Raw genomic sequence first — 26440 nt, forward strand, 5'->3', positions numbered from 1 at the left:
TCGGTGTCCAGCAGAATGGTCACCGGGCCGTCATTTTGAGAAAAGACCTGCATATCCGCGCCAAATTCGCCGTGCTGCACGTCAAAGCCCCGGCCGGCGCACTCGGCCATAAACTTCTCATACAGAGGAATGGCGATGTCCGGCTTGGCGGCCCCGGAAAAGCCGGGACGGCGGGATTTGGTGTCGGCGTACAGGGTAAACTGGCTCACCACCAGCAGAGCGCCCCCCACCGCCTCCAAATTGAGGTTCATTTTCTCGTTTTCGTCCTCAAAGATGCGCAGGCCGCACACCTTGTCGGCCAGCTTGACCGCCTGGGCCTCGGTATCGGTGGGGGCCACCCCCAGCAGCACCAGAAAGCCCTGGCCGATCTGGCCGTTGACCTTGCCGTCGATGGTGACGGAGGCGTTTTTCACTCTCGTTACAACTGCGCGCATGTCCTTAAATTCCTTTCTGTCAAGCGGGACGGAGGGCCGGTTTACCCCCCAACCGGGATAGTCTTTTCCATTATATACTGCCCGTCGATTTCCGTCAATCAAAAGGGGACAGGCCTTGTCTTTGACCGGGAAAAGTGGTATGATTTATGCTTGAAACAGTATGTTTGGAGGAACCGCTTTGAACCGACAGACCACCAAAATTTCCCCCGCCGACGTGGAGCGTCAGCGGGATTTCTGCCATCAGATCCTGGAGCGCAACGCCGCCCGGCCCACGCCCCCTCTGGCCTTCGTGGACACCTACGGCTGCCAGCAGAACGAGGCCGACTCCGAGCGGCTGCGGGGCTACCTCAGCGAGATGGGCTACCAGTTTACCGACAGCGAGGCCCAGGCCGACCTGATCCTCATCAACACCTGCGCCATCCGGGAGCACGCCGAAATGCGGGTGCTGGGCAACGTGGGGGCCCTGGTCCACACCAAGCGGGCCAAGCCCGGCCAGCTGATCTGTGTGTGCGGCTGTATGGCCCAGGAGCCCCACCGGGCCCAGAAGATCAAGGAGTCCTACCGCCAGGTAGACCTGGTGTTCGGCCCCCACGCCCTGTGGCGGTTCCCTGAGCTTTTGTACCGGCTCATCACCCGCCGGGGCCGTATCTTTGACATTGCCGACGAGCCCGGCTCCATCGCCGAGGGCATCCCGGTGGTGCGCCAGGACAAGGTGAAAGCCTGGGTGTCCATCATGTACGGCTGCAACAACTTCTGCACCTACTGCATCGTCCCCTATGTCCGGGGCCGGGAGCGCTCCCGCCAGCCCCAGGTCATTCTGGAGGAGATCCGGGGCCTGGTGGCCGAGGGCTACAAGGATATCACCCTGCTGGGTCAGAACGTCAACTCCTACGGCAAGGACCTGGACTCTCCCTGTGACTTTGCCGACCTTTTGAAGGCGGCGGCGGACATTGAGGGGGATTTTCTCCTCCGCTTCATGACCAGCCATCCCAAGGACGCCTCTCAGAAGCTCTTTGATACCATGGCCGCCTCTCCCAAGATCGCCCCCTGCTTCCACCTGCCCTTCCAGGCAGGCAGCGACCGGGTGCTGAAGGCCATGAACCGGGTGTACGACCGGGCGGGCTATCTGGACAAGGTGCGGCGGCTGCGGCAGGCCATCCCCGACGTGGTCATCACCTCCGACGTCATCGTGGGCTTCCCCGGAGAGACCGCCGAGGAATTTGAGCAGACCATGACTCTGCTGGACGAGGTGCGCTTTGACGCCCTCTTTACCTTTATCTATTCCCCCCGGGTGGGCACCCCCGCCGCCAAGATGGAGGACCCCGTCTCCAAGGAAGAGAAGGCGGCCTGGTTCCAGCGGCTGGTGGAGCGGCAGGACCAGATCTCCGAGGAAAAGCACAAAGCCTACATCGGCAAGACGGTGCGCTGCCTGGTGGACGGCAAGGACGACAAGGGCCTTACCGCCCGCACCCCCGGCAACCGGCTGGTGCGGCTGAGTGGGGAGGAATCCCTCATCGGCCGGTTTGTGGACGTGAAGATCACCGGGGCCAACAAGTGGTCCCTGATGGGGGAAGTCACAACCTAACGCGACGGGGCCATTTCTTCCCCGGATCAGCGATCAATTCTATTTTATTCCAACCAGAAAAGGAGCGTCCGCCATGCCGTCCGAGCTCACCCCCATGATGAAGCAATACTACAAGATGAAGCAGCTCCACCCGGACTGCATCCTCTTTTTCCGGCTGGGGGACTTTTACGAGATGTTCCAGGAGGACGCCAAGCTGGCCTCCAAGGAGCTGGACCTGACCCTTACCACCCGGGACCGGGGCAAGCCGGAGGACCAGCGCACCCCCATGTGCGGCGTGCCCTACCACTCCGCCGACTCCTATATCGCCCGGCTTATCTCCAAAGGCTACAAGGTGGCCATCTGCGAGCAGATGGAGGACCCCGCCGCCGCCAAGGGTCTGGTGGAGCGGGATATCATCCGCATCGTTACCCCCGGCACCGTCATTGCCTCCTCCATGCTGGAGGAGGGACGCAATAACTTTATCTGCGCTATCTACCAGGACGCCGCCGGGGTGGGTCTGTGCTTCTGCGACATCTCCACCGGCGAGCTGTCGGTCACCTCCTTCTCCGGTCCCGATGCCTACGAGCACCTGTGCAACGAGCTGGGCCGGTTCTCCCCCCGGGAGGCCATGCTGTCCGACGGGGCCTACCGCGACGACGCCCTGCTGGACTTTCTCACCAACCGGCTGGACTGCCGGTGTGAAAAGGGCGGGGAGGACCGCTTTGAGCCAAGCGCCGCCCAGGCGCTGGTGGAACAGCAGTTTACCAGCGGCCTGGACCAGCTGCCCCGGGAGGACAGCCACGCCCTTCAGGCGGCAGGGGGCCTTTTGAGCTACCTTTACGAGACGCAGAAAACCGACCTGTCCCACATCACCGCCCTCACCTGGTTCTCCTCCGGCCAGTTCATGGAGCTGGACCTGACCGCCCGGCGCAATCTGGAGCTGACCGAAACCCTCCGGTCCAAGGAGAAGAAGGGCTCTCTGCTGTGGGTGCTGGACAAGACCCGTACCGCCATGGGCCGCCGTCTCATCCGGGCCTGGATGGAGCGGCCCCTTCTCTCCCCGGCGGCCATCCGCCGTCGGCTGGGGGCGGTGGAGGAACTGGTGGCCGACCCCATCGGCCGGGAGGAGCTGACCGCCACCCTGCGGGAGATCACCGACCTGGAGCGGCTCATCGGCCGCATTGTCTATGGTACTGCCGGAGGGAGGGACCTGGCGGCGCTGGCCGCCGGGCTGGGTCGGCTGCCCCAGCTGCGGGAGCTGCTGACCCCCCATACCGGGGCCCTGCTCACCTCTCTTGCCGACGCTCTGGACGACCTGCCCGACCTGCGGGAGCTCATCGGCGCAGCCATCGTGGACGATCCTCCCTTCTCCGTCCGGGAGGGCGGCTTCATTCGGGCGGGCTTCGACGCCGAGGTGGACCGGCTGCGGGATATCCTCACCAACGGCAAGGACCTGGTGGCCGCCGTGGAGGCCCGGGAAAAGGAAAAGACCGGCATCAAGAGCCTGAAGGTGGGCTTCAACAAGGTATTCGGCTACTACATCGAGGTATCCAAGTCCTATTATGACCAGGTGCCCCAGGACTATATCCGCAAGCAGACCCTCACCAACTGCGAGCGGTTTATTACCCAGGAATTAAAGGACCTGGAGCACGAGATCCTCTCGGCCCAGGACCGGGTCACCGCCCTGGAATACCAGCTCTTCTGCGACCTGCGCCGGAAGGCCGCCGCCCGGGTGGGGGAGATTCAGCGTTCCGCCGCCGCCGTGGCCCAGGTGGACGTGCTGTGTTCCTTCGCCGCCGTGGCCGCCGAGCAGGGCTACTGCAAGCCGGAGGTGGATCTGTCCGATGCCATCGAGATTTCCGAGGGCCGCCACCCGGTGGTGGAGAAGATGCTGAAAAACGCCCTCTTTGTCCCCAACGACACCCGGATGGACGGCCACGACAACACAGTGGCCATCATCACTGGCCCCAACATGGCGGGCAAATCCACCTATATGCGGCAGGTGGCCCTCATCGTCCTTATGGCCCAGATGGGCTCCTTTGTCCCCGCCAGGTCGGCCCGCATCGGCATCGTGGACCGGGTGTTCACCCGTATCGGGGCCAGCGACGACCTGGCCGCCGGGCAGTCCACCTTCATGGTGGAGATGACCGAGGTGGCCGAGCTGCTGAAAAACGCCACGTCCAAAAGCCTGCTCATTCTGGACGAAATCGGCCGGGGCACCTCCACCTACGACGGCATGTCCATTGCCCGCTCGGTGCTGGAATACTGCGCCGACAAAAAGCGGCTGGGGGCCAAGACCCTGTTCGCCACCCACTACCACGAGATCACTGCCCTGGAGGGGGTCATCCCCGGGGTGAAGAACTACAACATTGCCGCCAAGAAGAAGGGGGACGATATCCTCTTTCTGCGGAAGATCGTCCGGGGCGGGGCCGACCAGAGCTATGGCATCGAGGTGGCCAAGCTGGCCGGGGTGCCCGACAAGGTCATCTCCCGGGCCCGTCAGATTTTGAAGGAGCTGGAGGCGGGAGGGGTCCAGACCCCCCAGACCCCGGCGGCCCCGCCGTCCGAGCAGGTCTCTCTGCTGGACATGGGGGGCAATGAGGTGGTCCGCCGCCTTCAGGAGGCCGATCTGAACACCCTCACCCCCATTGAAGCCATGAATCTGCTCTTCCAGCTCAAGCAGATGGTGTAACGGCGGGTCCGCCGCCACACCATCCACGAAAGGAGGGAACCGCCATGTATAAAAGCCGCCGTTCCGGGCAGGCCCCGCTCTCCCGGGGGGAGCAGCTGCGGGGCTGGATCTTTTTCGCCCTCTATCTCTTTTTCTTTCCCTGGCTGATGGGATGGGTCCAGCGGTTTTATCCGGCGGAATTCCCGGTGGCCGAGGCCAATGTGGTCTATTACCTCCTGCTGGCGGTGCTCACCTTTGTGGTGTTCTGGTCCTTTCTGCGCCGGGGGTTTGGACTGCTGCTGGACTGGCTGCCTGAAAATCTCTTTGCCTGCGCCACCGGCCTCATAGGCGCGGTGGTCCTCTATGGTTTGGTGCGGCTCATCCCCCTGCCCGTCCAGAATCCCAACTTCATCAGCTACCCGGAACAGTACGCCTTTGCCCCCGCCGCCACCGTCCTGATTTTGGTGGTGCTCATGCCCCTGGTGGAGGAGCCGCTGTTCCGGGGCCTGCTCTTTGGCGCGGCCCGGGGCTACAGCCGGTGGCTGGCCTATGTGCTGTCGGCGGCGGGGTATGCCTTTTACTGCGCGGTGCAGTTCGTATACGCCTACGGCGCCCTGGACCTGCGCTATCTGCTGCTGGCCATCCAGTACGCCCCCATGGCCCTGGCCCTCACCTGGTGCTATGACCGGGGCGGCTCCATCTGGAGCGCCATCGCCCTGCACGCCGTTCTCAACGGCTTTACCCTGCTCTTTGCCCTGTGGGGGTGGTAGGCGGCGGGGGCAAGCCCCCGCCCTACGCCCCCACAGAATTTCCATTTGCCGATATCAGAAAGTTGGTCGTTTATGCCCCACATTCAACAACTTGACTCCCATGTGGCCGACCTCATCGCCGCCGGTGAGGTGGTGGAGCGCCCCGCCTCGGTGGTGAAGGAGCTGATGGAAAACGCCATTGACGCCGGAGCGGACAAGCTGACGGTGGAGATCCAGCACGGCGGCATGGCCCTCATCCGGGTCACCGACAACGGCTGCGGCATCGCCGCCGGGGAGGCGGAGACCGCCTTCCTCCGCCACGCCACCAGCAAGCTGCGCACCGAGTATGACCTGGAGGCCATCGGTACCCTGGGCTTCCGGGGGGAGGCCCTGGCCGCCATCTCCGCCGTCTCCCGGGTGGAACTGCTCACCCGCACGGCGGAGGAGCCCCTGGGCGCCGCCCTCTCTTTGGAGGGAGGCGTGGTGGTGAGCCGGGAGGAGGCGGGCTGTCCCCAGGGCACCACCATGGTGGTGCGGGACCTGTTTTTCAACACCCCCGCCCGGCTGAAATTTGTGAAAAAGGACTCCGCCGAAGGGGCGGCCTGCTTCGCCATGGCCCAGCGGCTGGCCCTGTCCCACCCGGAGGTCAGCATCAAATTCCTCCGGGACGGCAAGCAGGACCTGCTCACCCCCGGAGACGGCCAGCTGAAATCCGCTCTGTATGCGGTGCTGGGCCGGGATCTGGCCCTGGGCTTCACCCCGGTGCAGGGCACCGGCGAGGAAATCAGCGTGTCCGGCTTTGTATCCCTGCCCACCTGCTGCCGGGGCACCCGGGGGTACCAGCACTTCTTTGTCAACGGCCGGTATGTGAAAAGCCGTACCATGATGGCCGCTTTGGAGGAGGCCTACGCCAACCAGAAGATGGTGGGCAAATTCCCCGGCTGCGTCCTCCACCTGACCACCAAGCTCAACGCCGTGGACGTAAACGTCCATCCCACCAAGCAGGAGGTCAAGTTCGGCAGCGACAAAAAGGTCTTTGACGCGGTGTACTACGCGGTGAAATCCACCCTGGAGGCCGACCGCTCCCGGCCTGCCGCCCTGGCCGACCGGCCCCGGCCCGCCCCCAGACAGGCGGTGGACACCGTCACCCCCAACCAGACCGCCTTCCGCACCATGACGGCGGAGCAGTTTCGCAGGACGGCGGACAAGCCCGCTTCCCCTCTGCCCCTCCAGGACGTGACCGCCCGGAGCGTTTCCCCCGTGAAACCTTCGGCTGCACCCAAAGCGGCCGCCATCTATGACGGCCCTGGGGCCCCATCCCGGCCCGCTCAAACCGCCCCGCCCGCAGCGGCCAGCGTCCCGGATCGCCCGCGGCCTGATCCGAAACCAGACAGCGGAGGGCGGCAGATTGCCGCCCCTGTCCCGCCGCCGGACACCCCCGCTCCCACCGTCCAGCCCGAGCCGGAGGAACTGCCCTGGCGTCTGGCGGGGGAGGTCTTGAACACCTACATCATTGTGGAACAAGGGGACAAGGTGCTGCTCATCGATAAGCACGCCGCCCATGAGCGGATGAACTTTGACCGGCTGAAGGCGGCGGGGTACACCCCCATGGTCCAGACCCTGCTTACCCCGGTGGTGTTCACCCCACCGGCGGAGGAGGGGGCCGCCCTGCTGGCCCAGCTGCCCCTGCTGGCCCGGTTCGGCTTTGAGGTGGAGGACTTTGGGGGCGGGGCCCTCATCGTCCGGGCCGCCCCCTACGACGTGGACGCCGATCAGATCCCCGATGTGCTGCTGGAGCTGGCGGGCCGCCTGCTCACCAGCGGCACCGCCGACCCGGACAGCGCCCGGGACGCCCTGCTCCACACCATGGCCTGCAAGGCCGCCATCAAGGGAGGCCAGAAAAACGGGGAGGCCGAGCTGCTGAAAGTGGCCCAGGCTGTCATGACAGGCGCGGTCAAGTATTGTCCTCACGGCAGGCCGGTAGCCATTGAGCTGACCCGCCAGCAGATTGAAAAACGGTTTGGCCGGGCTTAGACTATGTCCTGGGAAATGTAACCCCTTCCCGACGCTTCGACGAAATCCGCCTCATAATTGGTATATATTGGATGTATCTCAGAGAAAAAGGAGTGCATCCATATGCAAAAGACACCCAACCTGCAAGACTTATTCCTGCTCCGGGCACGGCGGACCCGGGCCAATGTCACCGCCTTTTTGATGAACGGCTATCAGCTCAAGGGCCAGATCGTGGGCTATGACGCCTTTGTGGTGGTACTTATGACGGGGGACAAGCAGCAGATGATCTACAAGCACGCGATCTCCACCATCGTGCCCGAACGGGCCATCTCTCTGGAGCGGGAGGAGCGTGGCGACTGACAAAAGGAGTACCTATGAAGCAAGGTTCACTGAACGCCCGCATCATCATGCTGCTGCTGCTGGGCGCCATCCTGCTCACCATCGGGGTATCGGCCTGGCACAGCCTCCGGAACCTCTACCCCACGGTGCTGGCCTACACCTACACGGTGAACGACAGCACCGAGGTCACCGGCTATCTGGTCCGGGAGGAGAGCGTCCTCACCAGCCAGGGCGGCACGGTGGAGCTGCTCCCCGACGAAGGGGAGAAGGTGAGCCGGGGGGAAACGGTGGCCCTGCTTTACCAGAGCGACGCCAGCGTCTCCCAGCGCCAGACCCTCCAGCAGCTGCTGCTGGAACAGGAACAGCTGGAATACGCCCTGGCGCAGGCGGGCGGGAGCAGCGACTCCGCCCAGCTCAGCAGCCAGGTGGCCGACGCCATCGGCAAACTGCGGGGGGCTACCGCCGCCGGTGATCTGACCGGTCTGGAGAGCCAGACCATGGAGCTGAAAAGCCTGATCTATAAATACGGCTACGCCTTTGACCAGAATACCGAGGAATCCACCGCCGCCCTTCAGGCCTCCCTGGATGAGGTCAACGCCCAAATCACCGCCCTCACCGCCCAGGCCTCCCAGAGCACCAGCCGGGTGACCGCCGCCCAGTCGGGGATCTTTTCCGGCGTAGTAGATGGGTATGAAAACCTTATTACCCCGGACATGCTCTCCACCATCACCCCCTCCCAGCTGGAGGGTCTGGCCGGGCAGAACCCCTCGGCGGATTCCGCCGCCATCGGCAAGCTCATCACCGACTCCACCTGGTACTTTGCCTGCGTGCTGCCTGAGAGCGAGAGCCAGCGGCTGGTGGAGGGGCGCACCATCACCGTGCGCTTCTCCCGGGACTGGTCCGGCGATGTGGAGATGACGGTGGAGCGGCTGGGCGATTCGGTGGACGGGCAGGTGGTGGTGGTGCTGTCGTCCGACAAGTTTTTGTCGGACACCACCCTGCTGCGGCGGCAGACCGTGGAGCTGATCTTTGAGACGGTCAGCGGCATCCGCCTACCCAAGGAGGCCCTGCGGGTGGAGGAAAAGACGGTGGAGGACGTGGACACCGGCGAGGAACGCACGGTGTCGGTCACCTGCGTATACGCCCTGGTGGGCGAGTGGGCCGAGCTGAAGGAAGTAACCGTTCTGGCCGAGGAGGAGGACTATATCATCGTCACCGCTCCCACCTCTGAGACAGAGACAGAGGCCCAAGCCAAAAAGGCTCTGCGGGCGGGAGATAAGATCATTATTTCCTCCGGCGAGCTGTACGACGGTAAATATATTGGTTGAGCCTGTTGAAAAAGGGCTGCATAACAGAGAAACAATCTTACGGTTATCCTCATTTTGTGTGTATTTATTTTGGAGGTGCTTCATCATGTCCCTGGAAGAGAAGGTAGCGCAGGTAAAGGCCAACATCGCCGCCGCCGCCCGGGAAGTGGGCCGGGACCCGTCGGAGATCACCCTGGTGGCCGCCACCAAGGTCCAGACCTCGGACACCATCCGGCAGGCCATTGCCGCCGGTATCACTGTGTGCGGGGAAAACCGGGTGCAGGAGATGACCGCTCACCTGGACGACAACGCCTACGCCGGGGCGGCCCTCCATTTTATCGGCCATTTGCAGACCAACAAGGTCAGGCAGGTGGTGGGCCGGGTGGACCTCATTGAATCGGTGGGCTCGGAGCACCTGCTGGATGCCATCGAGGCCCAGGCCGCCAAGCTGGATTTGGTGCAGGATATCCTGCTGGAGGTCAACATCGGCGGCGAGGCCTCCAAAAGCGGCATCGCGCCCGAGGAGCTGCTTTCCCTGGCTCAGAAGGCGGTATCCTGCCCCCATGTGCATCTGCGGGGGCTGATGGCCATCCCCCCCGTGGCGGAGGGGCCCCAGGGCAACCGGCCTTTTTTTGCCCGCATGCACCAGCTTTTTGTTGACATAAGGCAAAAGATGGCGGATAATGAGGTTAACATTGACTGTCTTTCCATGGGTATGAGCGGCGATTATCAGGACGCCGTCCGGGAGGGCGCCACCCTGGTTCGGGTGGGTACCGCCCTGTTCGGCCCCCGCCCCCCCATGCAGCATACATGATCTGAACTTAGGAGGTAACCGACAATGGGATTGTTTGACGAACTGCGGAGGCTGGCCCGCCCCTATGAGGATGAGGCGGAAGACGACTACGAGGACGACTTTGAGCCTGTCTCCCGCAGTGAGCGGATGGACCGGACCAGCAGCGACCGGCCTGAGCGCAAGAGCACCAGAAGCCAGTCCATCTCCGAGTCTACCGGCAGCCTCTACTCTATGGATAACGAGCGCCGCAGCAACAAGGTGGTCAACATCCACACCACCACCCAGCTGCAAGTGGTGCTGGTAAAGCCCGAGCGCTTTGAAAACGCCAGCGAGATCGCCGACCACCTGCGGGAAAAGCGCACGGTGGTACTCAACCTGGAGTCCACCAACAAGGACATTGCCCGCCGCCTGCTGGACTTTTTGTCCGGCGTGGCCTATGCCAACGAGGGCAAGATCAAGAAGGTGGCCATCTCTACTTACATCATCACACCCTACAACGTGGATATTCTGGGCGATTTGATTGACGAGCTGGAGAACAACGGCCTGTATTTCTAATTTTTAAATACCATTTTTATCTATTGTAAGGCGCGGCCACCGGCTACGCCTTACAGATTATGCCCCTTTTCCGGCAAGGTCCGGTAGGCGCATTGGAACAAAACATCAGGGGGAATTGACCTATGCTGACGCCTCAGGAAGTCTCTGAGCACGCCTTTACCAAGGCGTTTAACGGCTATAATATGACCATGGTGGATGAGTTTCTGGACATCCTGACGGCGGACTATACCACTCTGTACAAGGAAAACGCCACGCTGAAAGCCAAAATGAAGGTGCTGGTGGACAAGGTGGAGGAATACCGCTCCACCGAGGACGCCATGCGCAAGGCCCTGATGACCGCCCAGAAGATGGCGGACGATCTGGTGGCTGAGGCCGAGAGCAAGCGCAACCAGCTGATGCAGAACGCCGAGGCCGACGCCAGAGCCCGGGTGGACGAGTTACAGCAGTCCATCCGGGACGAGCAGGCCCGCCTGACCGCCGCCCAGCAGTCCACCGCCGCCTATGTGCGCAAGCTGAAGGAGCTCTACCAGCACGAAATGGAGTTTTTGGGCGGGCTGTCCAAGCTGAGCGCCGCCGCCCCTGCCGCCCCCGCCGACCCGGTGGGAGATACCGCCCGGGATATTGAGGAAAACGTGGAGCGGATCATCCAGCAGGAGGAGCAGGTCCCCCAGCCCGCGTCCGTTACTCCCATCACGCCCATGCCGGAGCCCGCCAAAAAAAGCGGGGAGAGCAGCCTGTATGACGAGCTGATGGAGCTCAGCGGCCGGAAGGCCCAGGCCGCCCACCATCCGGCCGAGGACGAGGACGACGAGGTGGAGGAGCCCACCCGCCGCATCGACTTTGACAACCTGCAATTCGGCAAGGACTATGAAATCCGGTAAACCTCTTGACAGAAGCCCCGCAAACGGGTAAGATACTGGGAGACGTCTGGAAAAAAGGCGTCTCCCAGTCATTTTCATCTGAAACATGCTGTGACGAGGACGAGTACCGCCCCATCCCTGCGCAGAGAGCCGCCATTTTGGTGCAAGGCGGACAGGGCAGGCCGGGAAAATCACCTCTGAGCATGACCGCCGAAGTACAGTAAGCGGTTACGGTTGGCCTCGTTACCGGCCATCGAGTGGTTCCGGCCCGCCCGGAACAATGAGAGTGGTACCGCAGAGGTGTGCGCCTTTGTCTCTTAGGAGACAGAGGCGTTTTTTGTTTGCCTCCATTCCCGTTTTCTATTTATTTTTATCATAAAAGGAGAAACACCCATGGACTACAACCAGACTGTCCACCTGCCCCAGACCGACTTCCCCATGCGGGCGGGCCTGCCCAAGCGGGAGCCCCAGATGCTCCAGGAGATGTATGACCACGATCTCTATCACAAGCTCATGAAGAAGAACGAGGGCAAGCCCCTGTTCGTCCTCCATGACGGCCCTCCCTACGCTAACGGCAACATCCACATCGGCACCGCTTTGAACAAGATCCTCAAGGATATGATCGTCAAGCACCGGAATATGACCGGCTACTGCGCCCCCTATGTGCCCGGCTGGGACACCCACGGCCTGCCCATCGAGTCCGCTATCCTGAAGAACAAGAAGGTCAAGCGGGACGAGCTCACCACCTCCCAGTTCCGGGAGAAGTGCAAGGAGTATGCCCTGGACTTCGTGGACAAGCAGCGGGAGCAGTTCAAGCGCCTGGGCGTGCTGGGCGAGTGGGAGAATCCCTACCTGACCCTGAAGCCTGACTTTGAGGCCAAGCAGATCGAGATCTTTGGCAAGATGGCTGAGAAGGGCTTTATCTACAAGGGCATGAAGCCGGTGTACTGGTGCCCCGCCGACCAGACCGCTCTGGCCGAGGCCGAGATCGAGTACGCCGACGACCCCTGTACCACCATCTTTGTCAAGTTCCCCGTCCGGGACGACAAGGGCAAGCTGGGCCAGTACACCGACCTCAGCAAGACCTACTTCGTCATCTGGACCACCACCCCCTGGACCATCCCCGGCAACTTCGCCATCTGCCTCAACGCCGACTTTGACTATGTGCTCCTCCAGGTGCCCGGCGGCGATGTGTATATCCTGGCCAAGGACCTGGCCGAGAGCGTGTGCAAGTCCGCCCACATCGACTATGAGGCCTGCACGGTGCTGGCTACCCTGAAGGGCTCTGAGTTTGAGCTGATGACCGCCACCCACCCCCTCTTTGACCGGGAGAGCGTTATCCTCAACGGCGAGCACGTCACCCTGGACGCCGGCTCCGGCTGCGTCCACACCGCCCCCGGCTTCGGCGCCGAGGACTTCCAGATCTGCCAGCAGTACGACAAGGCGGGGCTGACCCACATCGGGGTGCCCGTGCCTGTCAACGCCAAGGGCGTGATGACCGACGAGCGCTACAACGGCCAGTTCTACGCCAAGGGCAACGACATGGTGGTGGAGGACCTGGAAAAAGAGGGCTTCCTGGTGGCCAAGGAGTCCATCACCCACTCCTATCCCCACTGCTGGCGGTGTAAGAACCCCATCATCTACCGGGCCACTGAGCAGTGGTTCTGCTCCGTGGACGCCATCAAGGACGCGGCGGTCAAGGCCTGCGACGACATCCAGTGGAAGCCCGACTGGGGCAAGGACCGGATGACCAGCATGATTACCGAGCGCAACGACTGGTGCATCAGCCGCCAGCGGGTGTGGGGCGTGCCCATCCCCATTTTCTACTGCGCCGAGTGCGGCCAGGACATTGTCACCCCCGAGACCATCGCCCACATCGCCGGTCTGTTCCGGGAGCACGGTTCCAACATCTGGTTTGACAAGGAGGCCGACGAGCTGGTGCCCGCCGGGCTCAAGTGCCCCAAGTGCGGCCACACCCACTTCACCAAGGAGTCCGATATCATGGACGTGTGGTTCGACTCCGGCTCCACCCACGCCGCCGTGCTGGACGAGCGTGATTATCTCCACTTCCCCGCCGACGTGTATCTGGAGGGCGGCGACCAGTACCGGGGCTGGTTCCAGTCCTCCATGCTGACCTCCATTGCCGCCAAGGGCGTGGCTCCCTACAAGCAGATCATCACCCACGGCTGGACCGTGGACGGTGAGGGCAAGGCCATGCACAAGTCCCTGGGCAACGCCGTGGGCCCCGAGGAGGTCATCAAGGACTACGGCGCCGACATGCTCCGGCTGTGGGTGGCCTCCGCCGACTACACCCAGGACATGCGTATTTCCCAGGACATCATGAAGCAGCTGTCCCAGGCCTACCTGAAGATCCGCAACACTGCCCGGTATATGCTGGGCAACCTGTGCGACTTTGACCCCGACAACGATCTGGTGCCGGTGGAGCAGCTGATGGATCTGGACCGCTACGCCCTGCACTGCTTCAACGAGCTGGTCAAGACCGTGCGGGCGGCCTACGACAAGTACGAGTTCCACGGGGTCTATCGGGCCGTGTACAACTTCTGCGTGGTGGATCTGTCCAACTTCTATCTGGACATCATCAAGGACCGGCTGTACTGCGGCGGCGAGGAAGAGCGCCGCTCCGCTCAGACCGCCTTGTACCACATCCTGGACGGCATGACCCGGCTTATTGCCCCCATCCTGGCCTTCACCTCCGACGAGATCTGGCACGCCATGCGCCATGCCGCCGGGGTGGACGGGGAAAGCGTGCTCTTTAACGAGATGCCCGGCGACAACGCCGCCTATGCCATGGCCCAGGCCGATCAGGACCGGTGGGCCAAGCTGGTGAGCCTGCGGGACGCCGTCAACAAGGCCCTGGAGAACGCCCGCAACGCCGGTGTGTTCAAGAAGGCCCAGGATACCGAGGTCACCCTGTCCGTGTCCGCTGAGGACGCCGCCTTCCTGAAGGACGTGGACCTGGCTACTCTGTGCATCGTGTCCAAGGTCACCGTCGCCACCGACGGGGTGGAGGGGGAGAAGAACGAGGAGTGCCTCATCCCCTGCACCATCGCCGTCAAGCTGTCCGAGGCCCCCAAGTGCCCCCGCTGCTGGAACCACAACGACGCCATCGGCACCCAGGGCCACCACGCCGAGCTGTGCCCCCGCTGCGTCGCCGTGGTGGGCGAGTAAATCAAACCGTATAGAGAGAGGACGCCGCAGCTGCGGCGTCCTTTTTTATGGTTTTATCGTTTTAAATCGCTGCTCTGTTTTGCCTCCGGCGGGTGACTTTCCAGCGAAGGAAAGTCACCAAAGTTCGCCGGGGTTTGCGAACCCCGGACCCCGGAGTCCATGGCGGCGGTGGAATTTTGGCAAGACAGCAAGCCCTATTCCGCTCAGGGCTCGTATTGGCCTCCGCCTGGCGGTGGTTCGGCTGCCGCCCCTCGGCATATCACCTTGCAAGCCTTGGGAATTGCTGCGTTTGCGTGGCATTTGCTTATGCCGCCATCGGTGCGGTGGTTCTCATTTGGACTGGATTCTTGCCGCAAGCACCCTCTCCAGGGGGGTACATCCAATAGGGGGGAACCGCAGTTCCCCCCTGATTGGTCGTTTCAAGGGGGTTGGGTGTTGGGAAGGGGGGAAATCGAAATCCCCCCTTCCCAACTGGCCTTTGCCTACTTTCGGCCAGACGAAAGTAGGCCCCCGGAGGGCGCATCCCCTTGGAAGGCCTCCTGTTCCCGCACAAATTCCCGTATCAGCTGGCGGACCTGTCCGGCCAGGCTCCGCTGCTGCGCATTGGCCAAAGCCCTCAGTTTCTCCTTTGTCTCCCCATCAATCCGCACGCAAATGGTCTGGATGTCTTGTTGTAATTTCATACTTCCGCCCCCTTTTGCCCATAATATCATTCTTAATAACTCTAGTCAACTCTATATAATTCTTTGTGAAAAATCACTCTGACTGATACCATAAAGATACAAATAGATACATGGAGGAGGGAATGGACATGGGCATCCAGGAAACCCCCTATTCTCTGCGGCTGGACCACAAAACCATGCAGAAAATCCGGGTATTGGCGGCTAAGGAGCGCCGCTCCATCAATATGCAGCTGTGCATCGCGGTGGAGCGCTATCTGGAGGAATACGAACAGGAGCACGGGGAGATCCCGGTGGAAGACGGGAACAAAACCGCCCGATAACCTCCGCAGCAAAAAAATGGCCGCCTTTCGGCGGCCATTTTTTATCAATATCAATACTTGGAGAACTGATTGGATTCCATCTGGGACAGGAAATCGTCTTCCCGCTGGAACTCCTCCCGGGAGAAGTCGTCTGCCTCCTCGCTGGGGCGGCTGGGCTGCTCCTTGGGCGGAGCCGTCTCCATACTGCTCTTGCGGCGGGACTGCTCCTGATAAAAAGCCTCTTCGCTGGACGCCCCGCCGTCCTGCTCAAAGTGGAACTGATCCACCATGCTCTTGAGCAGCTGGGCCTGACCGGACAGCTCCTGGCTGGCGGCGGCGCTCTCCTGGGCGGTGGCGGAGGTGGTCTGTACCACGCTGGTGATCTGCTCCACACCGCTGTTCACCTGGTCAATGGCGGTGGACTGAGCGGCCGAGGCCTGGGCAATGCTCTGGAAGGCGTCGGTGATCCGCTGGGCGGCCTCCACCACCTGCTCCATAGCCTGGTTGGTCTCCTCCATGCTGGCGGTGCTGGCCTTGACGGCTTCCAGCGACTTGGCGATCAGGGCGGTGGTGTCCTTGGAGGCGTCCGCCGTCTTGGAGGCCAGAGAGCGCACCTCATCGGCCACCACGGCAAAGCCCTTGCCCGCCTCACCGGCCCGGGCGGCCTCCACCGCCGCGTTGAGGGCCAGAATATTGGTCTGGAAGGCGATATCCTCAATGGTTTTAATGATGCGGCCGATCTGGTCGGAGCTGGTGCGTACCTCGTCCATCAGGCGCAGGCTCTGGCCCATCTTATTGCCGCACTCCTTGATTTCCCCGTTGACCTTGACAGCCCCCTGGTCGGCCTCCTCAGACAGCTTGGCGTTGGAATGTACGGCGGTGGCGATCTCGGTGATACGGTCGGCCAGATCCTGGATGGAGCCGGCCTGTTCGGTGGCTCCCTGGGCCAGACCCTGGGCTCCGGAGGAGACCTGGTCCGCCCCGGCGGAGACCTGCTGGGAGGCCTCGTGGATGCCTCTCATCAGTTGGGTGAGCTTGTGGGTAAAGGCGGTAATGGCCCGCTGGATGGGAATAAAGTCCCCCTTGAATTCCAGGCTGGTCCGGGCGGTCAGGTCGCCCTCTGCCAGCCGCTCCATCACCATATCCACCTCCCGGACATAGGACGACAGGTGAGAGACACATTCCCGCATGGAATCGGCCATCTCGCCCACCTCGTCATCCCCCTGATGGGTGATGGAAATGCCCAGATTGCCCTGGCTCATCTCCCGCAGGCCCTGGTTGAGCTGGTCAATGGGGCGCAGCTTTTGTACGATGATCCGCCACAGGAACAGGGCCACAATGACGGTCCCGGCCAGCAGCAGGGCCAGAAGCACCCCCACCGACCGGACCGTGGCGGCGTTGTACTCCCCGGTGTTCATGCTGCACATCAGCCTCCAGCCGGTAAGGTCAATGGGGTAGACCACCGCCTGGCGGGCCTCTCCGTTCAGGTCATAGGGCAAAACTTGGCCGGTGGGGTTATCCAGCTCATCCAGAATACCCTGGCTGAGCCCGGCGCTCTTCAAATCCAGGCCGATGGATTCATTGTCGGCGGCGGCCATGATGCTGCTGTCGCCGCTGACCAGAGTAAGCCGCCCGGAGTCGCCAAAGGAGCGCTCCCCCAGGAAGGCGGAGAGTGTATCCAGCTGAACGTCCACCACAAAAATACCAGCCATAGCGCTGCCGTTCATCACCGGGGTAACAATAGACACACACAATTTTTTGGTAATGGCGTCCTGATAGGGTTCGGTGATATAGGTCTTCAGGCTCTCGGCCACCGGGCTGTAGTAGGGCCGCTCGCTCAGACGGATATCGTACCAGATACCATCCTGGTCATACATATAGTCCTCGCTCAGGCTGCCAAAGCCCACCCCCAGAATATCGGGGTAAGCCTGCATGGTTTTCTGCATGGTATCCACCAGACCGGCAAAGTCAGGGGAGGTCGAAATGGCGCCCTCTGTGGTCACCACCGCCTTGAACTGCCCGCCCCGGGCCAGAGTTTCGGCAACGCTCACATACTTCTCCATAAACTGGGACACCTGCTGGGCTCCTCCATAGGCCATCTGCTCCAGATAGGCGTCCTGTTTCTGGTTCATACCCCTGGCAGTGGAAATTCCCATCAAAAATGCGGAAATCAGATTCAGGGCCAGCAGAACCAGGATCGAGTACAGCGCCAGCTTTGTGGAAATCTTTTTGGGCTTCATGTTCTTTCCTTTAAACTCCTTTTCGCATGATTTTTCCGCTTCGGCAAACAGGAAACAGGTCACGAATATAAATGTTTTTGCATAGGCCCGAAAGGGTCGGGCTCCCTTTCCGCCGGAAGGACCATAGGGCAAGATAGACCTGATACAGGCCAGAAAACCGGGTTTTCTCTCTGTTCTGCCCAACTATCTTGTCGCATACATCGGAAAAGCAGGCCCATAAGGCCCGCTTCTACCCGCAACATTGTAGCATCTCATTATACAAAAGTAAATACAAATTTTAATAGAATAACCAGATTTATTTTTTCTTTCCAAAGCTCTCCCCTATTTCATTGATTTTCCCTGCCAAAATCCCAGTTATACAGGGGACTTGCCCCCCGTTCCGGTCCGTGTTAGAATAAGAAGAACTTTTCACAAAGGAGCCTGACGCTATGCTCTACGCCATTCTCGCCGCCGCTCTGGTGGGGCTGGACCAGCTGGTAAAATTCCTTATCCGGTCCAACCTGGCCCTGGGGGAGGGGGTCCCCTTCCTGCCCCACATTTTGCAGCTGACCTACTACCAGAACACCGGCGCGGCCTTCTCCATTTTTGAGGAGCACACCTGGATTCTCACCCTGATTTCGGCGGCGGCATCGGTATTTCTCATCATACTGCTGGTCAAAAAGGTCTTTCCCCACCCCTTCGGCATGGTCTCCCTGGCCCTGGTGCTGGCCGGAGCGGTGGGCAATCTCATCGACCGGCTCTTTCTGGGCTATGTCACCGATATGTTCCAGACCCTCTTTATGAATTTCCCCGTATTCAACGTGGCCGATATCTGCATCGTATGCGGCGGCATCGCCTTCTGTGTCTATTTTCTGCTGTTCCAGGGCAAGGAGGAGAAACAAGCATGACGCCGCTGCACCTGACCGCCGACCGGCCGGGGGAGCGGGCCGACCAGTTTTTAGCCCGGATGCTGCCTGAGCTCACCCGCTCGGCGGCCCAGAAGCTGCTGGAGGAGGGGGCCGTCACCTTAAACGGCCTGCCGGTGAAGAAAAACTACAAGACCAGCGCCGGGGACGAGCTGGTGCTGGTCCTGCCCGACCCCGCCCCCATCGACGTGCTCCCCCAGGACATCCCCCTGGACGTAGTGTATGAGGACGACGACGTGATTGCCGTCAACAAGCCGGTGGGGCTGGTGGTCCACCCCGCCGCCGGGCACCCCGACGGCACCCTGGTCAACGCTCTGTTATATCACTGCGGCAATTCCCTGTCTGGAATCAACGGGGAGCTGCGCCCCGGCATCGTCCACCGCATCGACCGGGACACCTCGGGGCTGATTATTGCCGCCAAAAACGACTTCGCCCACCTGGCCCTGGCGGAACAGCTTCAGGACCACTCCCTGTACCGGGAATATGAGGCGGTATGCGTGGGGCATTTTAAGGAAGAGGCCGGCACCGTGGACGCGCCCATCTTCCGCCACCCCACCGACCGGAAGAAGATGACGGTGAACAAGCTCCAGGGCCGCCGGGCAGTGACCCACTGGTCGGTGCTGGAGCACCTGGGGGGCTATACCCACATCCAATGCCGCCTGGAGACCGGCCGCACCCACCAGATCCGGGTCCACATGGCCTACATCGGTCACCCCCTGCTGGGGGATACCGTGTACGGGGCCAAAAAGCCGGTGGCGGGGCTGGCGGGCCAGTGCCTCCACGCCCGGCGGCTGTCCTTCATCCACCCTCGCACCGGGGAGCGCCTGACCGTGGAGTGCCCTCTGCCCGACTGGTTCCAGGCGGTGTTGACAAAATTACGTGCTATGCTATAAACTTTAATATATCGTTTCATTTTTAGAAAGAAGGTGGCCGAAATGGGAAAATTCGACGGCGTTCTGCTGGTCAGCGACTTTGACGATACCCTTTATGGGGAGAATATGCAGGTGGCGCCCGCCAACCTGACCGCCCTGGACTACTTTACCAGGGAGGGAGGAATCTTTACGGTGGCCACCGGACGGGCCCACCCCACCTTTGCCCCTCATGCCCGCTGCGCCCCCATCAACGCCCCGGTGGTGCTGTCCAACGGCTCGGCCCTGTACGACTTTACCGCCGACCAGATGGTGTATGAGACCTTCCTCCCTCTGCGGGTACGGGAGGACCTGGAGCAGGTGGCCCGGGATATCCCGGAAATCGGCTTTGAGGCCTACCACCACGATGATATTTACGTCTACCAGCCCAACTTTGTGACCCAGCGGCATTTGAGCCGGGCGGGGGCCACCGCCTCAGAGGTGCCCATTGCCCGCATGCCTGTGCCCTGGAGCAAGGTGATCTTGCAGCAGCGCAATGAGATTTTGCTGGAGACCCAGCGGTATATGCTCCAGCGGTGGGCGGAGCACTATGAGGTCATCTTCTCCAACGCCGTTTTGCTGGAGCTCACCCGGAAGGGGAGCAACAAGGGAGGCATGGTGGCCTATCTGGCCAACTATCTGGGGGTGGACCCCCAAAAGATCTACTGCGTGGGGGACAACCAGAACGACATCCCCATGCTGGCCATCTCGGCCATCCCCTTTGCCCCCTCCAACTGCGCCCAGGAGGTAAAGGACTGGGGGGCCCGTATCCTGTGCTCCTGTGAGGAGGGCTGCGTGGCCCAGATCGTGGAGATTCTGGACGGGATTTATTAAACAAAATGGACCGCACCAAAAGGTGCGGTCCATTTCTGTTTACACATACCCCAGCAGGCCCCGGACAGAGACCTCCCCGGAGGAGAGGGCCTCCTGGGCGCCGTCCTCCCACCGGACCACCAGGGCAAAGTTGTCGTCCACCCCCACCGCCGTACCGGTGCGGGCCTGGCTCCCTTGGAGCACCTGCACCGGCTTGCCAACGGTAATACAGTCCTTCCGGTACCGCTCCAGCCAGCTGTCCCATTTCCCGGGAAAGTCCCGGTCCAGCCGGTCCAAAGCGTCCAGCAGAGCGGCGGCCACCTCCGCCCGCCGGGGGGCGGCCCCCAGGGCCTGGGCCAGAGAGATAGCCACTGGGGCCACCTCCGGGCCGAAGTCGGCCTCGGTCTGGCTCAGATTGACCCCAATGCCCACCACCACATAGCGCAGAGCGGCGGTCTCCCCCTCCAGCTCCAGCTCGGTGAGGATGCCGCACAGCTTGCGGCCCTCCAGAATCACGTCGTTGGGCCATTTGACGCCGGGCCGCACGCCGCACACCTGCTGGATGGCGTCGCACACCGCCACCGCCGACCAGGCGGTGAGGGCGCTGACCTGCTCCAGGGGGCACTGGGGCCGCAGCAGGGCGGACAGATATAGCCCCCCCGGCGGAGAGACAAAAGTACGGCCCCGGCGGCCCCGGCCCCCGGTCTGCTGGGCGGCCACCACCGCCAGGCCGTCGGGCACAGCGTCCACCGCCCGGCGCTTGACCTCGTTGTTGGTGGAATCCACCGTATCCAGGCACACCAGCGCCTTCCCCACCTGTCGGTTGGGGTCCATCAGTTCCCCAGGGGAGAGCCGGTCGGGGGAGTCCTCCAGGGCGTAGCCCCGGCGGGGGGCAGAGGAGATCACATACCCCTCCTGCCGCAGGGCCTCCATAGCCTTCCACACCGCCGCCCGGCTCACCCCCAGGGTCTGGCTCATGGCCTCCCCCGACAGGGGGGCCCCCTGCCGGGCCTTCAGCAGGGCCAGCACCTCTTCCCGCAGCATGGCTCTCTTCCTTTCCATCATGGATTGGCCGGATGGGCCCGGCCTTCTGATGGCTCTCATTGTAGCCCGGCAGGCAGGCTTTTGTCAACCGTCCCTAGTTCTCATTTGACATTTCCTCAATTGTAAACTATAATTCTTTCTAAGTTTACAATTGGAGGAGATCTTATGAAAACCAAACCACTGGTCTACGCCGCCGTCATGGCAGCCCTGATTACCCTCTGCGCCTGGATCACCATCCCCACAGTAGTACCCTTTACCCTCCAGACCTTTGCCATTTTCCTGGCGGTGGGGGTGCTGGGGGGAAAGCTGGCCTCCCTGTCGGTAGCGGTCTACCTGCTGCTGGGAGCGGTGGGCCTGCCGGTGTTCTCCGGCTTCTCCGGGGGACTTGGCCCCTTTTCCGGAGTCACCGGCGGCTATTTGCTGGGCTTTCTCCTTATCGCCCTGGTAATGTGGGGAGCGGAGGCCCTGCTGGGCCGGAGTCCCATTATTTTTGTAATGTCCGGCATTGTGGGGCTGGCGGTGTGCTACGCCTTCGGTACCGCCTGGTTTGTGCTGATGTACGCCGCCTCCACCGGGCCCATCGGGGTGGCCTCCGCCCTGTGGACCTGCGTGATCCCCTTTTTGCTCCCCGACGGGGTGAAGCTGGCGCTGGCCCTGGTCCTCAGCCGCCGTCTGGCCCCCGTCCTGGCCCGGGCCCGGGCCTAACAAGTCATATCCCGCCCCTTTGTCCCATATAGATGGTTAAGACTGTCTATGGGAAAGGGGCGGGATTATGCCGTATGAAAGTGAACGGGGCCGGCCGGAGGCGGCCCATCATCTGATTTTGGAGGACCGGGAGCGCCTGTCGGTCTCCGGGGTGGAGGAGGTGGAGAGCTTTGACGAAACCGCCATCGTCATGCACACCACCCGGGGCACCCTGGTGATCCGGGGGGAGAACCTGCACATTGAAAAGCTGAGCCTGGACGGGGGAGACCTGAAGGTGGAGGGGGACGTGGACTCCCTCACCTATGAGGACGACCGGGGCAAACAGTCGGGCGGCTTTTTTGCCCGGCTCTTCCACTGAGATGGAGATCTCGGTTTCTGAGCAGGCCGTCTTTCTGGGGGGCGCTCTGGTGCTGGGGGCGGCCATCGGCCTGATGTACGACCTGCTGCGGGTCATGCGGGTGCGCATCCCCCTGCCTCTCATCGGGGGCGTGCTGGACCTGCTGTTCTGGCTGGTGGTGACGGTGGCCCTGTTCGTCTACTCCACCGTGGCGGGCCGGGGAGAGGTGCGTCTTTACCTGCTGGCCGGGGTAATCCTGGGGGGCGGAGCCTACTTCTGGGCCCTGAGCCGGTGGGCCCTGTGGCTGGGCTACCGGGTGGCCGACGTGCTGACCGCGGTGTGGCATATTGTGACATTCCCTTTGGCGGTGCTGGGAAAGCTATGTAAAAAAATCGGAAAACTCGCAAAAAAAGCCTTCCATTATCGGCCCAAGTGGTATAAAATAAAGCCGATACCCGATGAACCGGAACAGAGCCTCCAGGCGGACGTGGAAGGAGCCACCCATGAAAGTCAAAAAAGCATCCCTTCTGACCAAAGTCGTCATCCTGGCCCTGCTCATCGGCGCGGCCACCGGGCTGCTGAGCATGCGCAGTCAGCTGCAGACCGCTCAGGACGATCTGGCCGACGCCCAAAAGCAGGTGGAGGAACAAAAACAGATCAACGCCGACCTGGCCGACGCCGTGGAAAACAGCAATGACCCGGAGCGGCAGGCCGACCTGGCCCGGGATAAGCTGGGCCTGGTGGAGCCCGGCGAGTATGTGTTCCGCTTCACCGATTGAAATTTGAAAGAGAGGATTTTTCAGGCAAATGGAGTTTGGTGTTGGTACGATTGTGGAAGGAAAGGTCACAGGCATCACGAAGTTCGGCGCTTTCGTCTCACTGCCCGAGGGCAAGTCGGGGCTGGTGCATATCTCTGAGATCGCCTATTCCTATGTCAACGATGTAAAGGATCATCTGAAGGAAGGGCAGGAGGTCAAGGTCAAAGTCATCGGCATCGACGAGAACGGCCGTATCAACCTCTCCATCAAAAAAGCCATGGACCCGCCTCCCCGTCCCGCCGGTCACGGCGGCCACGGTGGTCAGGGCCGGCCCGGCGGCCGCTCGGGCGGCTTCTCCGGCGGCTTCCGGGGCAAGCCCGCTCCCGCCGAGCCCACCACCTTTGAAGACCGGCTGAAGCAGTTTATGGCCTCCTCTGACAGCAAGCTGTCCGAGCTGCGCCAGGCGGAGCGCCGCAGCTCCCGCCGGGGTGGACGGAGATAACGAACTCTTTTACATGATAAAACCCCCGCGTCCGGCTGGACGCGGGGGTTTTTGTCTGATATGAGGCTGGCCGCCCGCCTATCTCCCCATGACCTGCCACACCCCCAGGGCCACCAGGATCAGCCCGGACAGGGGCAGGGCGTATGTTCCCAACAGTCGCCCGGCCACCCGGTCCCCCAGCATCCGGCCCAAAGGGAGGGCGGCCAGGGTAAGTACAAAATTGGCCACGGCGGCTACCCCAGGCCCCACGCCGGAGGCCCCGGCGGCCACACCCACTCCGGCGTTGTTCACCGCCAGGGCGGCGGCCAGAGCCACCCAGCCCAGCAGGTTATTTCCCGCCTGGGGGGTCTCCTCCCGGGACTGGGCCCCCAGGCCCCGCAGCCAGTCCAGCACGAACCACAGCCCGATGCCTGCCAGCACCAGCCCGCCCAGGGCCCCGGCAAAGCTCCGGCCCAGAGTTCCCGCCGCCCCCCGGCCCAGCGCCAGGGACAGCCAGGTAATGAGGGTGGTCAGCCCGGCAATCACCAGGGTATGGAAAAAGGAAGGCCGCACCCCCCGCACCGCCCAGCCCATAGCCAAAAGGACCGTATCAAAATTACAGGCGGCGGCAAAGAGAACGGCCGCCGCCAGCATGGAAAACCACTCCATGGAGCACCTCCTGTTCCGCCTATTCTATTCGGAACACGAATTGGCGGTGCATGGGGTGGTTTTTTATCGTCTGCTGTGATATACTGAGCTGCATTGAAACAAAAGGAGTGGCCTCATGGACAGCAAGGAAGTTTTTCTCCAGATCTACCGGGACAACATCCACCGGGAGGGCGCCGACGCCCTGCTGGACTATCTGGAGCACAAGAGCGATTTTTTCACTGCGCCCGCCTCGGCCCGGTTCCACGGTTCCTATCCCGGCGGCCTGTGCGAGCACAGCGTCAACGTCTACCGCTGCCTGGAGGCCTATCTGGAGCGGGAGCGGGTACGGGAGCTGTACGGTTTGGAGTACCCCCCGGAGAGCGTGGCCCTGGTGTCTCTGCTCCACGACGTATGCAAAACCGGCTGCTACAAGGGAGGCACCCGCAACGTGAAGGGCCCCGACGGCAAGTGGCAGAGCGTGCCCACCTTTTTCTATGAGGACCCCCTGCCCTACGGCCACGGGGAAAAGAGCGTGTATATCCTCTCCGGCTTCCTCCGCCTCACCCGGGAGGAGGCCATGGCCATCCGCTGGCACATGGGCTTTTCCGGCGATGAGGACAAGCGGCTGGTGGGCCAGGCTTTCCAGCAGTACCCCCTGGCCTTCGCCCTCAGCGTAGCCGATATGGAGGCCACCTATTTTCTGGAGAAAGACGAGGCGTAATCACTGTGGCAAAGCGAGAAAATGATCTGGGCCGGGACCCGATCGGCAAGCTGCTGCTGCGGCTGGCGCTGCCCTCGGTGACCGCCCAGCTGGTCAATGCCCTGTACAACATCGTGGACCGCATTTACATCGGCCACATCGAGGAGGTGGGGGATCTGGCCCTCACCGGCCTGGGGGTGTGTTTCCCGGTACTGATGTTCGTCTCCGCCATTTCCGCCCTGGTGGGCATGGGAGGCGGCTCCCGTGCGGTGGTGCGCATGGGAGAGGGGAAGGAGGACCAGGCCAACGCCATTCTGGGCAACTGTACCGCCCTGCTTATCACCCTCTCCGTTTTGGTGACCGCCTTCTTTCTGGCGGTAAAGGAGCCCATGCTCCTCCTCTTCGGCGCTACGGCGGACACCCTTCCCTTCGCCAGCGACTACCTTACCATCTATCTGTGGGGCACCATTTTTGTGGAGCTGTCCCTGGGCCTGAACTTCTTTATCACCTCCCAGGGCTTTTCCACCATCTCCATGGCCACGGTGCTCATTGGCGCGGTGACCAACATCGTGCTGGACCCCATCTTTATCTTCGGCTTTGGTATGGGAGTACAGGGGGCCGCTCTGGCCACCATCACCGCCCAGGCGGTGTCGGCCATCTGGGTGCTCCGCTTCCTCAGCGGCAAACGTACCAAGCTGAGACTGCAAAAGAAATTCTTCCGCTTGAATCCCAAGGTGCTGGCCCCAGTGGTGGCGCTGGGAGTATCCCCCTTCATCATGAACGCCACCGAGAGCCTGGTGAACATCGCCTTTAATTCCTCCCTGAAGGCCTACGGCGGAAACCCCGCCGTGGGGGCCATGACCATCTGCTCCAGTGTCTTGCAGGTCTTTTTCCTGCTGCTTCAGGGCATCGCCCAGGGAGCCCAGCCCATCATCGGCTTCAACTACGGCGCCGGTCAGCTGGACCGGGTGAAAAAGGCCTTCAAGCTTCTGATTATCAGCGCCTTTACCTTCAGCTGCGCCGCCTGTCTGGCCCTGGAACTCTTCCCCCAGGCCTTCGTCATGCTGTTCAACGACAAGCCCGAGCTGGTGGATCTGGCGGTGTGGGCCCTGCGGATCTACGTGTGCGGTATGTTCATGCTGGGTATCCAGACCTCCTGCCAGCAGACCTTTGTGGCCCTGGGCCAGGCAAAGATCTCCCTGTTTCTGGCCCTGCTGCGGAAGATCATCCTGCTGCTCCCCCTGATTCTGATCCTGCCCCGGGTCCTGGTGGGGCATCAGGTGATGGCGGTATTCCTGGCCGAGCCGGTGGCCGATGTTCTGGCCGCCCTCACCACCGGGTGCATGTTCCTGTGGCGGTTCCCCCGGATTCTGGAGCGCCGCCGGCAGGAGCTGGAGAAAAAACACGCATAAACAGCGTGTCGAGAAAGCTCGACACGCTTCTCA

Annotated in this window: 25 protein-coding genes, 1 pseudogene and 1 other annotated feature; of the genes and pseudogenes, 21 read left to right on the top strand and 5 right to left on the bottom strand. The window is 62.1% G+C overall.

Going from position 1 to position 26440, the window contains the following annotated elements; all coding sequences use genetic code 11:
- Window positions 1-434: D-aminoacyl-tRNA deacylase (dtd, locus tag Q0J75_RS04105; RefSeq protein WP_297197069.1), on the bottom strand; the 434-nt coding region annotated here is incomplete at its 3' end.
- 160 nt (window positions 435-594) lie between these two features.
- Between dtd and miaB the strand changes: the two genes are divergently transcribed.
- The 10 genes from miaB to ileS all read left to right on the top strand — a co-directional run bounded on the left by miaB (window position 595) and on the right by ileS (window position 14474).
- Window positions 595-2019 carry a tRNA (N6-isopentenyl adenosine(37)-C2)-methylthiotransferase MiaB gene (gene miaB, locus Q0J75_RS04110; RefSeq protein ID WP_297197071.1) on the top strand — a complete coding sequence of 475 codons (1425 nt, stop codon included), beginning with the start codon at window positions 595-597 and terminating at the stop codon, window positions 2017-2019.
- A gap of 73 nt (window positions 2020-2092) precedes the next feature.
- On the top strand, window positions 2093-4690 hold the full coding sequence (gene mutS, locus Q0J75_RS04115; protein ID WP_297197073.1) for a DNA mismatch repair protein MutS: 2598 nt from the start codon (window positions 2093-2095) through the stop codon (window positions 4688-4690).
- A 44-nt stretch (window positions 4691-4734) separates the two neighbouring features.
- Window positions 4735-5439, top strand: coding sequence for a CPBP family intramembrane glutamic endopeptidase (locus Q0J75_RS04120; protein ID WP_297197075.1), 705 nt, complete (start codon window positions 4735-4737; stop codon window positions 5437-5439).
- A gap of 72 nt (window positions 5440-5511) precedes the next feature.
- The gene (gene mutL, locus Q0J75_RS04125) at window positions 5512-7452 is read left to right on the top strand and encodes a DNA mismatch repair endonuclease MutL (protein ID WP_297197077.1); all 1941 of its coding nucleotides are present in this window, start codon (window positions 5512-5514) and stop codon (window positions 7450-7452) included.
- A 102-nt stretch (window positions 7453-7554) separates the two neighbouring features.
- Window positions 7555-7791, top strand: a complete 237-nt coding sequence (gene hfq / locus Q0J75_RS04130; protein ID WP_297197079.1) for an RNA chaperone Hfq — start codon at window positions 7555-7557, stop codon at window positions 7789-7791.
- Between the two features lie 14 nt (window positions 7792-7805).
- Entirely contained in the window at window positions 7806-9098 is a 1293-nt protein-coding gene (locus Q0J75_RS04135) for an HlyD family efflux transporter periplasmic adaptor subunit (protein ID WP_297197081.1), read from the top strand.
- Window positions 9099-9183: 85 nt separating this feature from the next.
- A complete protein-coding gene (locus Q0J75_RS04140; protein ID WP_297197083.1) occupies window positions 9184-9891 on the top strand; it encodes a YggS family pyridoxal phosphate-dependent enzyme in 708 nt (235 codons plus the stop codon).
- Between the two features lie 24 nt (window positions 9892-9915).
- Window positions 9916-10425, top strand: a complete 510-nt coding sequence (locus Q0J75_RS04145; protein WP_297197085.1) for a cell division protein SepF — start codon at window positions 9916-9918, stop codon at window positions 10423-10425.
- Between the two features lie 122 nt (window positions 10426-10547).
- Entirely contained in the window at window positions 10548-11306 is a 759-nt protein-coding gene (locus Q0J75_RS04150) for a DivIVA domain-containing protein (RefSeq protein WP_297197087.1), read from the top strand.
- A gap of 81 nt (window positions 11307-11387) precedes the next feature.
- Window positions 11388-11606 (top strand) — a binding site (T-box leader).
- 72 nt (window positions 11607-11678) lie between these two features.
- Complete coding sequence (ileS, locus tag Q0J75_RS04155; RefSeq protein WP_297197089.1) at window positions 11679-14474, top strand: isoleucine--tRNA ligase; 2796 nt, start codon at window positions 11679-11681, stop codon at window positions 14472-14474.
- Window positions 14475-14956: 482 nt separating this feature from the next.
- Here the strand turns inward: ileS and Q0J75_RS04160 are convergent, their stop codons facing one another.
- Window positions 14957-15157, bottom strand: coding sequence for a CopG family ribbon-helix-helix protein (locus tag Q0J75_RS04160; protein ID WP_297197091.1), 201 nt, complete (start codon window positions 15155-15157; stop codon window positions 14957-14959).
- Window positions 15158-15285: 128 nt separating this feature from the next.
- Between Q0J75_RS04160 and Q0J75_RS04165 the strand changes: the two genes are divergently transcribed.
- A complete protein-coding gene (locus Q0J75_RS04165) occupies window positions 15286-15477 on the top strand; it encodes a hypothetical protein (protein ID WP_297197093.1) in 192 nt (63 codons plus the stop codon).
- 50 nt (window positions 15478-15527) lie between these two features.
- On the opposite strand, the gene Q0J75_RS04170 is transcribed toward Q0J75_RS04165, so the two are convergent.
- A complete protein-coding gene (locus tag Q0J75_RS04170) occupies window positions 15528-17696 on the bottom strand; it encodes a methyl-accepting chemotaxis protein (protein ID WP_297197095.1) in 2169 nt (722 codons plus the stop codon).
- A 428-nt stretch (window positions 17697-18124) separates the two neighbouring features.
- On the opposite strand from Q0J75_RS04170, the gene lspA reads away from it, so the two are divergent.
- The 3 genes from lspA to Q0J75_RS04185 are packed head-to-tail and all read left to right on the top strand — an operon-like array spanning window position 18125 to window position 20343.
- Window positions 18125-18583 (top strand): signal peptidase II, encoded by a 459-nt coding sequence (gene lspA, locus Q0J75_RS04175; RefSeq protein ID WP_297197097.1) that lies wholly within the window; start codon window positions 18125-18127, stop codon window positions 18581-18583.
- The gene (locus Q0J75_RS04180; protein WP_297197100.1) at window positions 18580-19494 is read left to right on the top strand and encodes an RluA family pseudouridine synthase; all 915 of its coding nucleotides are present in this window, start codon (window positions 18580-18582) and stop codon (window positions 19492-19494) included. Before lspA ends, Q0J75_RS04180 begins: the two co-directional genes overlap by 4 nt.
- Window positions 19495-19536: 42 nt before the next feature.
- On the top strand, window positions 19537-20343 hold the full coding sequence (locus Q0J75_RS04185) for an HAD-IIB family hydrolase (protein WP_297197102.1): 807 nt from the start codon (window positions 19537-19539) through the stop codon (window positions 20341-20343).
- A 39-nt stretch (window positions 20344-20382) separates the two neighbouring features.
- Here Q0J75_RS04185 and Q0J75_RS04190 read toward each other — a convergent pair whose 3' ends face one another.
- Window positions 20383-21366: a biotin--[acetyl-CoA-carboxylase] ligase gene (locus Q0J75_RS04190; protein ID WP_297197104.1), complete on the bottom strand. Its 984-nt coding sequence runs from the start codon at window positions 21364-21366 to the stop codon at window positions 20383-20385.
- 165 nt (window positions 21367-21531) lie between these two features.
- Between Q0J75_RS04190 and Q0J75_RS04195 the strand changes: the two genes are divergently transcribed.
- The 5 genes and pseudogenes from Q0J75_RS04195 (at window position 21532) to Q0J75_RS04210 (ending at window position 23668) form a co-directional block, all read left to right on the top strand.
- Window positions 21532-22071, top strand: a complete 540-nt coding sequence (locus Q0J75_RS04195) for a biotin transporter BioY (protein ID WP_297197106.1) — start codon at window positions 21532-21534, stop codon at window positions 22069-22071.
- Window positions 22072-22138: 67 nt separating this feature from the next.
- On the top strand, window positions 22139-22429 hold the full coding sequence (gene yabP / locus Q0J75_RS04200) for a sporulation protein YabP (RefSeq protein ID WP_297197108.1): 291 nt from the start codon (window positions 22139-22141) through the stop codon (window positions 22427-22429).
- A 1-nt stretch (window position 22430) separates the two neighbouring features.
- Window positions 22431-22691 (top strand): annotated as a pseudogene (gene yabQ, locus Q0J75_RS13190) (spore cortex biosynthesis protein YabQ); the annotation flags it as partial.
- Window positions 22692-22911: 220 nt separating this feature from the next.
- Complete coding sequence (locus Q0J75_RS04205; RefSeq protein WP_297197111.1) at window positions 22912-23187, top strand: septum formation initiator family protein; 276 nt, start codon at window positions 22912-22914, stop codon at window positions 23185-23187.
- 28 nt (window positions 23188-23215) lie between these two features.
- Entirely contained in the window at window positions 23216-23668 is a 453-nt protein-coding gene (locus Q0J75_RS04210) for a S1 RNA-binding domain-containing protein (RefSeq protein WP_297197112.1), read from the top strand.
- 78 nt (window positions 23669-23746) lie between these two features.
- On the opposite strand, the gene Q0J75_RS04215 is transcribed toward Q0J75_RS04210, so the two are convergent.
- Complete coding sequence (locus tag Q0J75_RS04215) at window positions 23747-24316, bottom strand: sporulation protein (protein ID WP_297197113.1); 570 nt, start codon at window positions 24314-24316, stop codon at window positions 23747-23749.
- 115 nt (window positions 24317-24431) lie between these two features.
- Here Q0J75_RS04215 and Q0J75_RS04220 point away from each other — a divergent pair, with 115 nt between their 5' ends.
- Together Q0J75_RS04220 and Q0J75_RS04225 are read left to right on the top strand one after the other, a co-directional pair.
- A complete protein-coding gene (locus tag Q0J75_RS04220) occupies window positions 24432-25016 on the top strand; it encodes a hydrolase (protein ID WP_297197115.1) in 585 nt (194 codons plus the stop codon).
- A gap of 5 nt (window positions 25017-25021) precedes the next feature.
- Window positions 25022-26407 (top strand): MATE family efflux transporter, encoded by a 1386-nt coding sequence (locus Q0J75_RS04225; protein WP_297197117.1) that lies wholly within the window; start codon window positions 25022-25024, stop codon window positions 26405-26407.
- The last annotated feature ends 33 nt before the right edge of the window (window positions 26408-26440 follow it).

The sequence above is a fragment of the uncultured Flavonifractor sp. genome, assembly GCF_944385615.1.
Taxonomy (GTDB): Bacteria; Bacillota; Clostridia; order Oscillospirales; family Oscillospiraceae; genus Flavonifractor.

Coding starts and splice junctions, on each gene's coding strand:
- miaB (WP_297197071.1), top strand. CDS start 595: ATGTTTGGAGGAACCGCTTTGAACCGACAGACCACCAAAATTTCCCCC.
- Q0J75_RS04150 (WP_297197087.1), top strand. CDS start 10,548: ATGCTGACGCCTCAGGAAGTCTCTGAGCACGCCTTTACCAAGGCGTTT.
- Q0J75_RS04160 (WP_297197091.1), bottom strand. CDS start 15,157: ATGAAATTACAACAAGACATCCAGACCATTTGCGTGCGGATTGATGGG.
- lspA (WP_297197097.1), top strand. CDS start 18,125: ATGCTCTACGCCATTCTCGCCGCCGCTCTGGTGGGGCTGGACCAGCTG.
- Q0J75_RS04120 (WP_297197075.1), top strand. CDS start 4,735: ATGTATAAAAGCCGCCGTTCCGGGCAGGCCCCGCTCTCCCGGGGGGAG.
- hfq (WP_297197079.1), top strand. CDS start 7,555: ATGCAAAAGACACCCAACCTGCAAGACTTATTCCTGCTCCGGGCACGG.
- Q0J75_RS04165 (WP_297197093.1), top strand. CDS start 15,286: ATGGGCATCCAGGAAACCCCCTATTCTCTGCGGCTGGACCACAAAACC.
- Q0J75_RS04135 (WP_297197081.1), top strand. CDS start 7,806: ATGAAGCAAGGTTCACTGAACGCCCGCATCATCATGCTGCTGCTGCTG.
- yabP (WP_297197108.1), top strand. CDS start 22,139: ATGCCGTATGAAAGTGAACGGGGCCGGCCGGAGGCGGCCCATCATCTG.
- Q0J75_RS04210 (WP_297197112.1), top strand. CDS start 23,216: ATGGAGTTTGGTGTTGGTACGATTGTGGAAGGAAAGGTCACAGGCATC.
- Q0J75_RS04140 (WP_297197083.1), top strand. CDS start 9,184: ATGTCCCTGGAAGAGAAGGTAGCGCAGGTAAAGGCCAACATCGCCGCC.
- ileS (WP_297197089.1), top strand. CDS start 11,679: ATGGACTACAACCAGACTGTCCACCTGCCCCAGACCGACTTCCCCATG.
- mutS (WP_297197073.1), top strand. CDS start 2,093: ATGCCGTCCGAGCTCACCCCCATGATGAAGCAATACTACAAGATGAAG.
- Q0J75_RS04195 (WP_297197106.1), top strand. CDS start 21,532: ATGAAAACCAAACCACTGGTCTACGCCGCCGTCATGGCAGCCCTGATT.
- Q0J75_RS04220 (WP_297197115.1), top strand. CDS start 24,432: ATGGACAGCAAGGAAGTTTTTCTCCAGATCTACCGGGACAACATCCAC.
- mutL (WP_297197077.1), top strand. CDS start 5,512: ATGCCCCACATTCAACAACTTGACTCCCATGTGGCCGACCTCATCGCC.
- Q0J75_RS04215 (WP_297197113.1), bottom strand. CDS start 24,316: ATGGAGTGGTTTTCCATGCTGGCGGCGGCCGTTCTCTTTGCCGCCGCC.
- Q0J75_RS04170 (WP_297197095.1), bottom strand. CDS start 17,696: ATGAAGCCCAAAAAGATTTCCACAAAGCTGGCGCTGTACTCGATCCTG.
- Q0J75_RS04180 (WP_297197100.1), top strand. CDS start 18,580: ATGACGCCGCTGCACCTGACCGCCGACCGGCCGGGGGAGCGGGCCGAC.
- Q0J75_RS04205 (WP_297197111.1), top strand. CDS start 22,912: ATGAAAGTCAAAAAAGCATCCCTTCTGACCAAAGTCGTCATCCTGGCC.
- Q0J75_RS04190 (WP_297197104.1), bottom strand. CDS start 21,366: ATGCTGCGGGAAGAGGTGCTGGCCCTGCTGAAGGCCCGGCAGGGGGCC.
- Q0J75_RS04145 (WP_297197085.1), top strand. CDS start 9,916: ATGGGATTGTTTGACGAACTGCGGAGGCTGGCCCGCCCCTATGAGGAT.
- Q0J75_RS04185 (WP_297197102.1), top strand. CDS start 19,537: ATGGGAAAATTCGACGGCGTTCTGCTGGTCAGCGACTTTGACGATACC.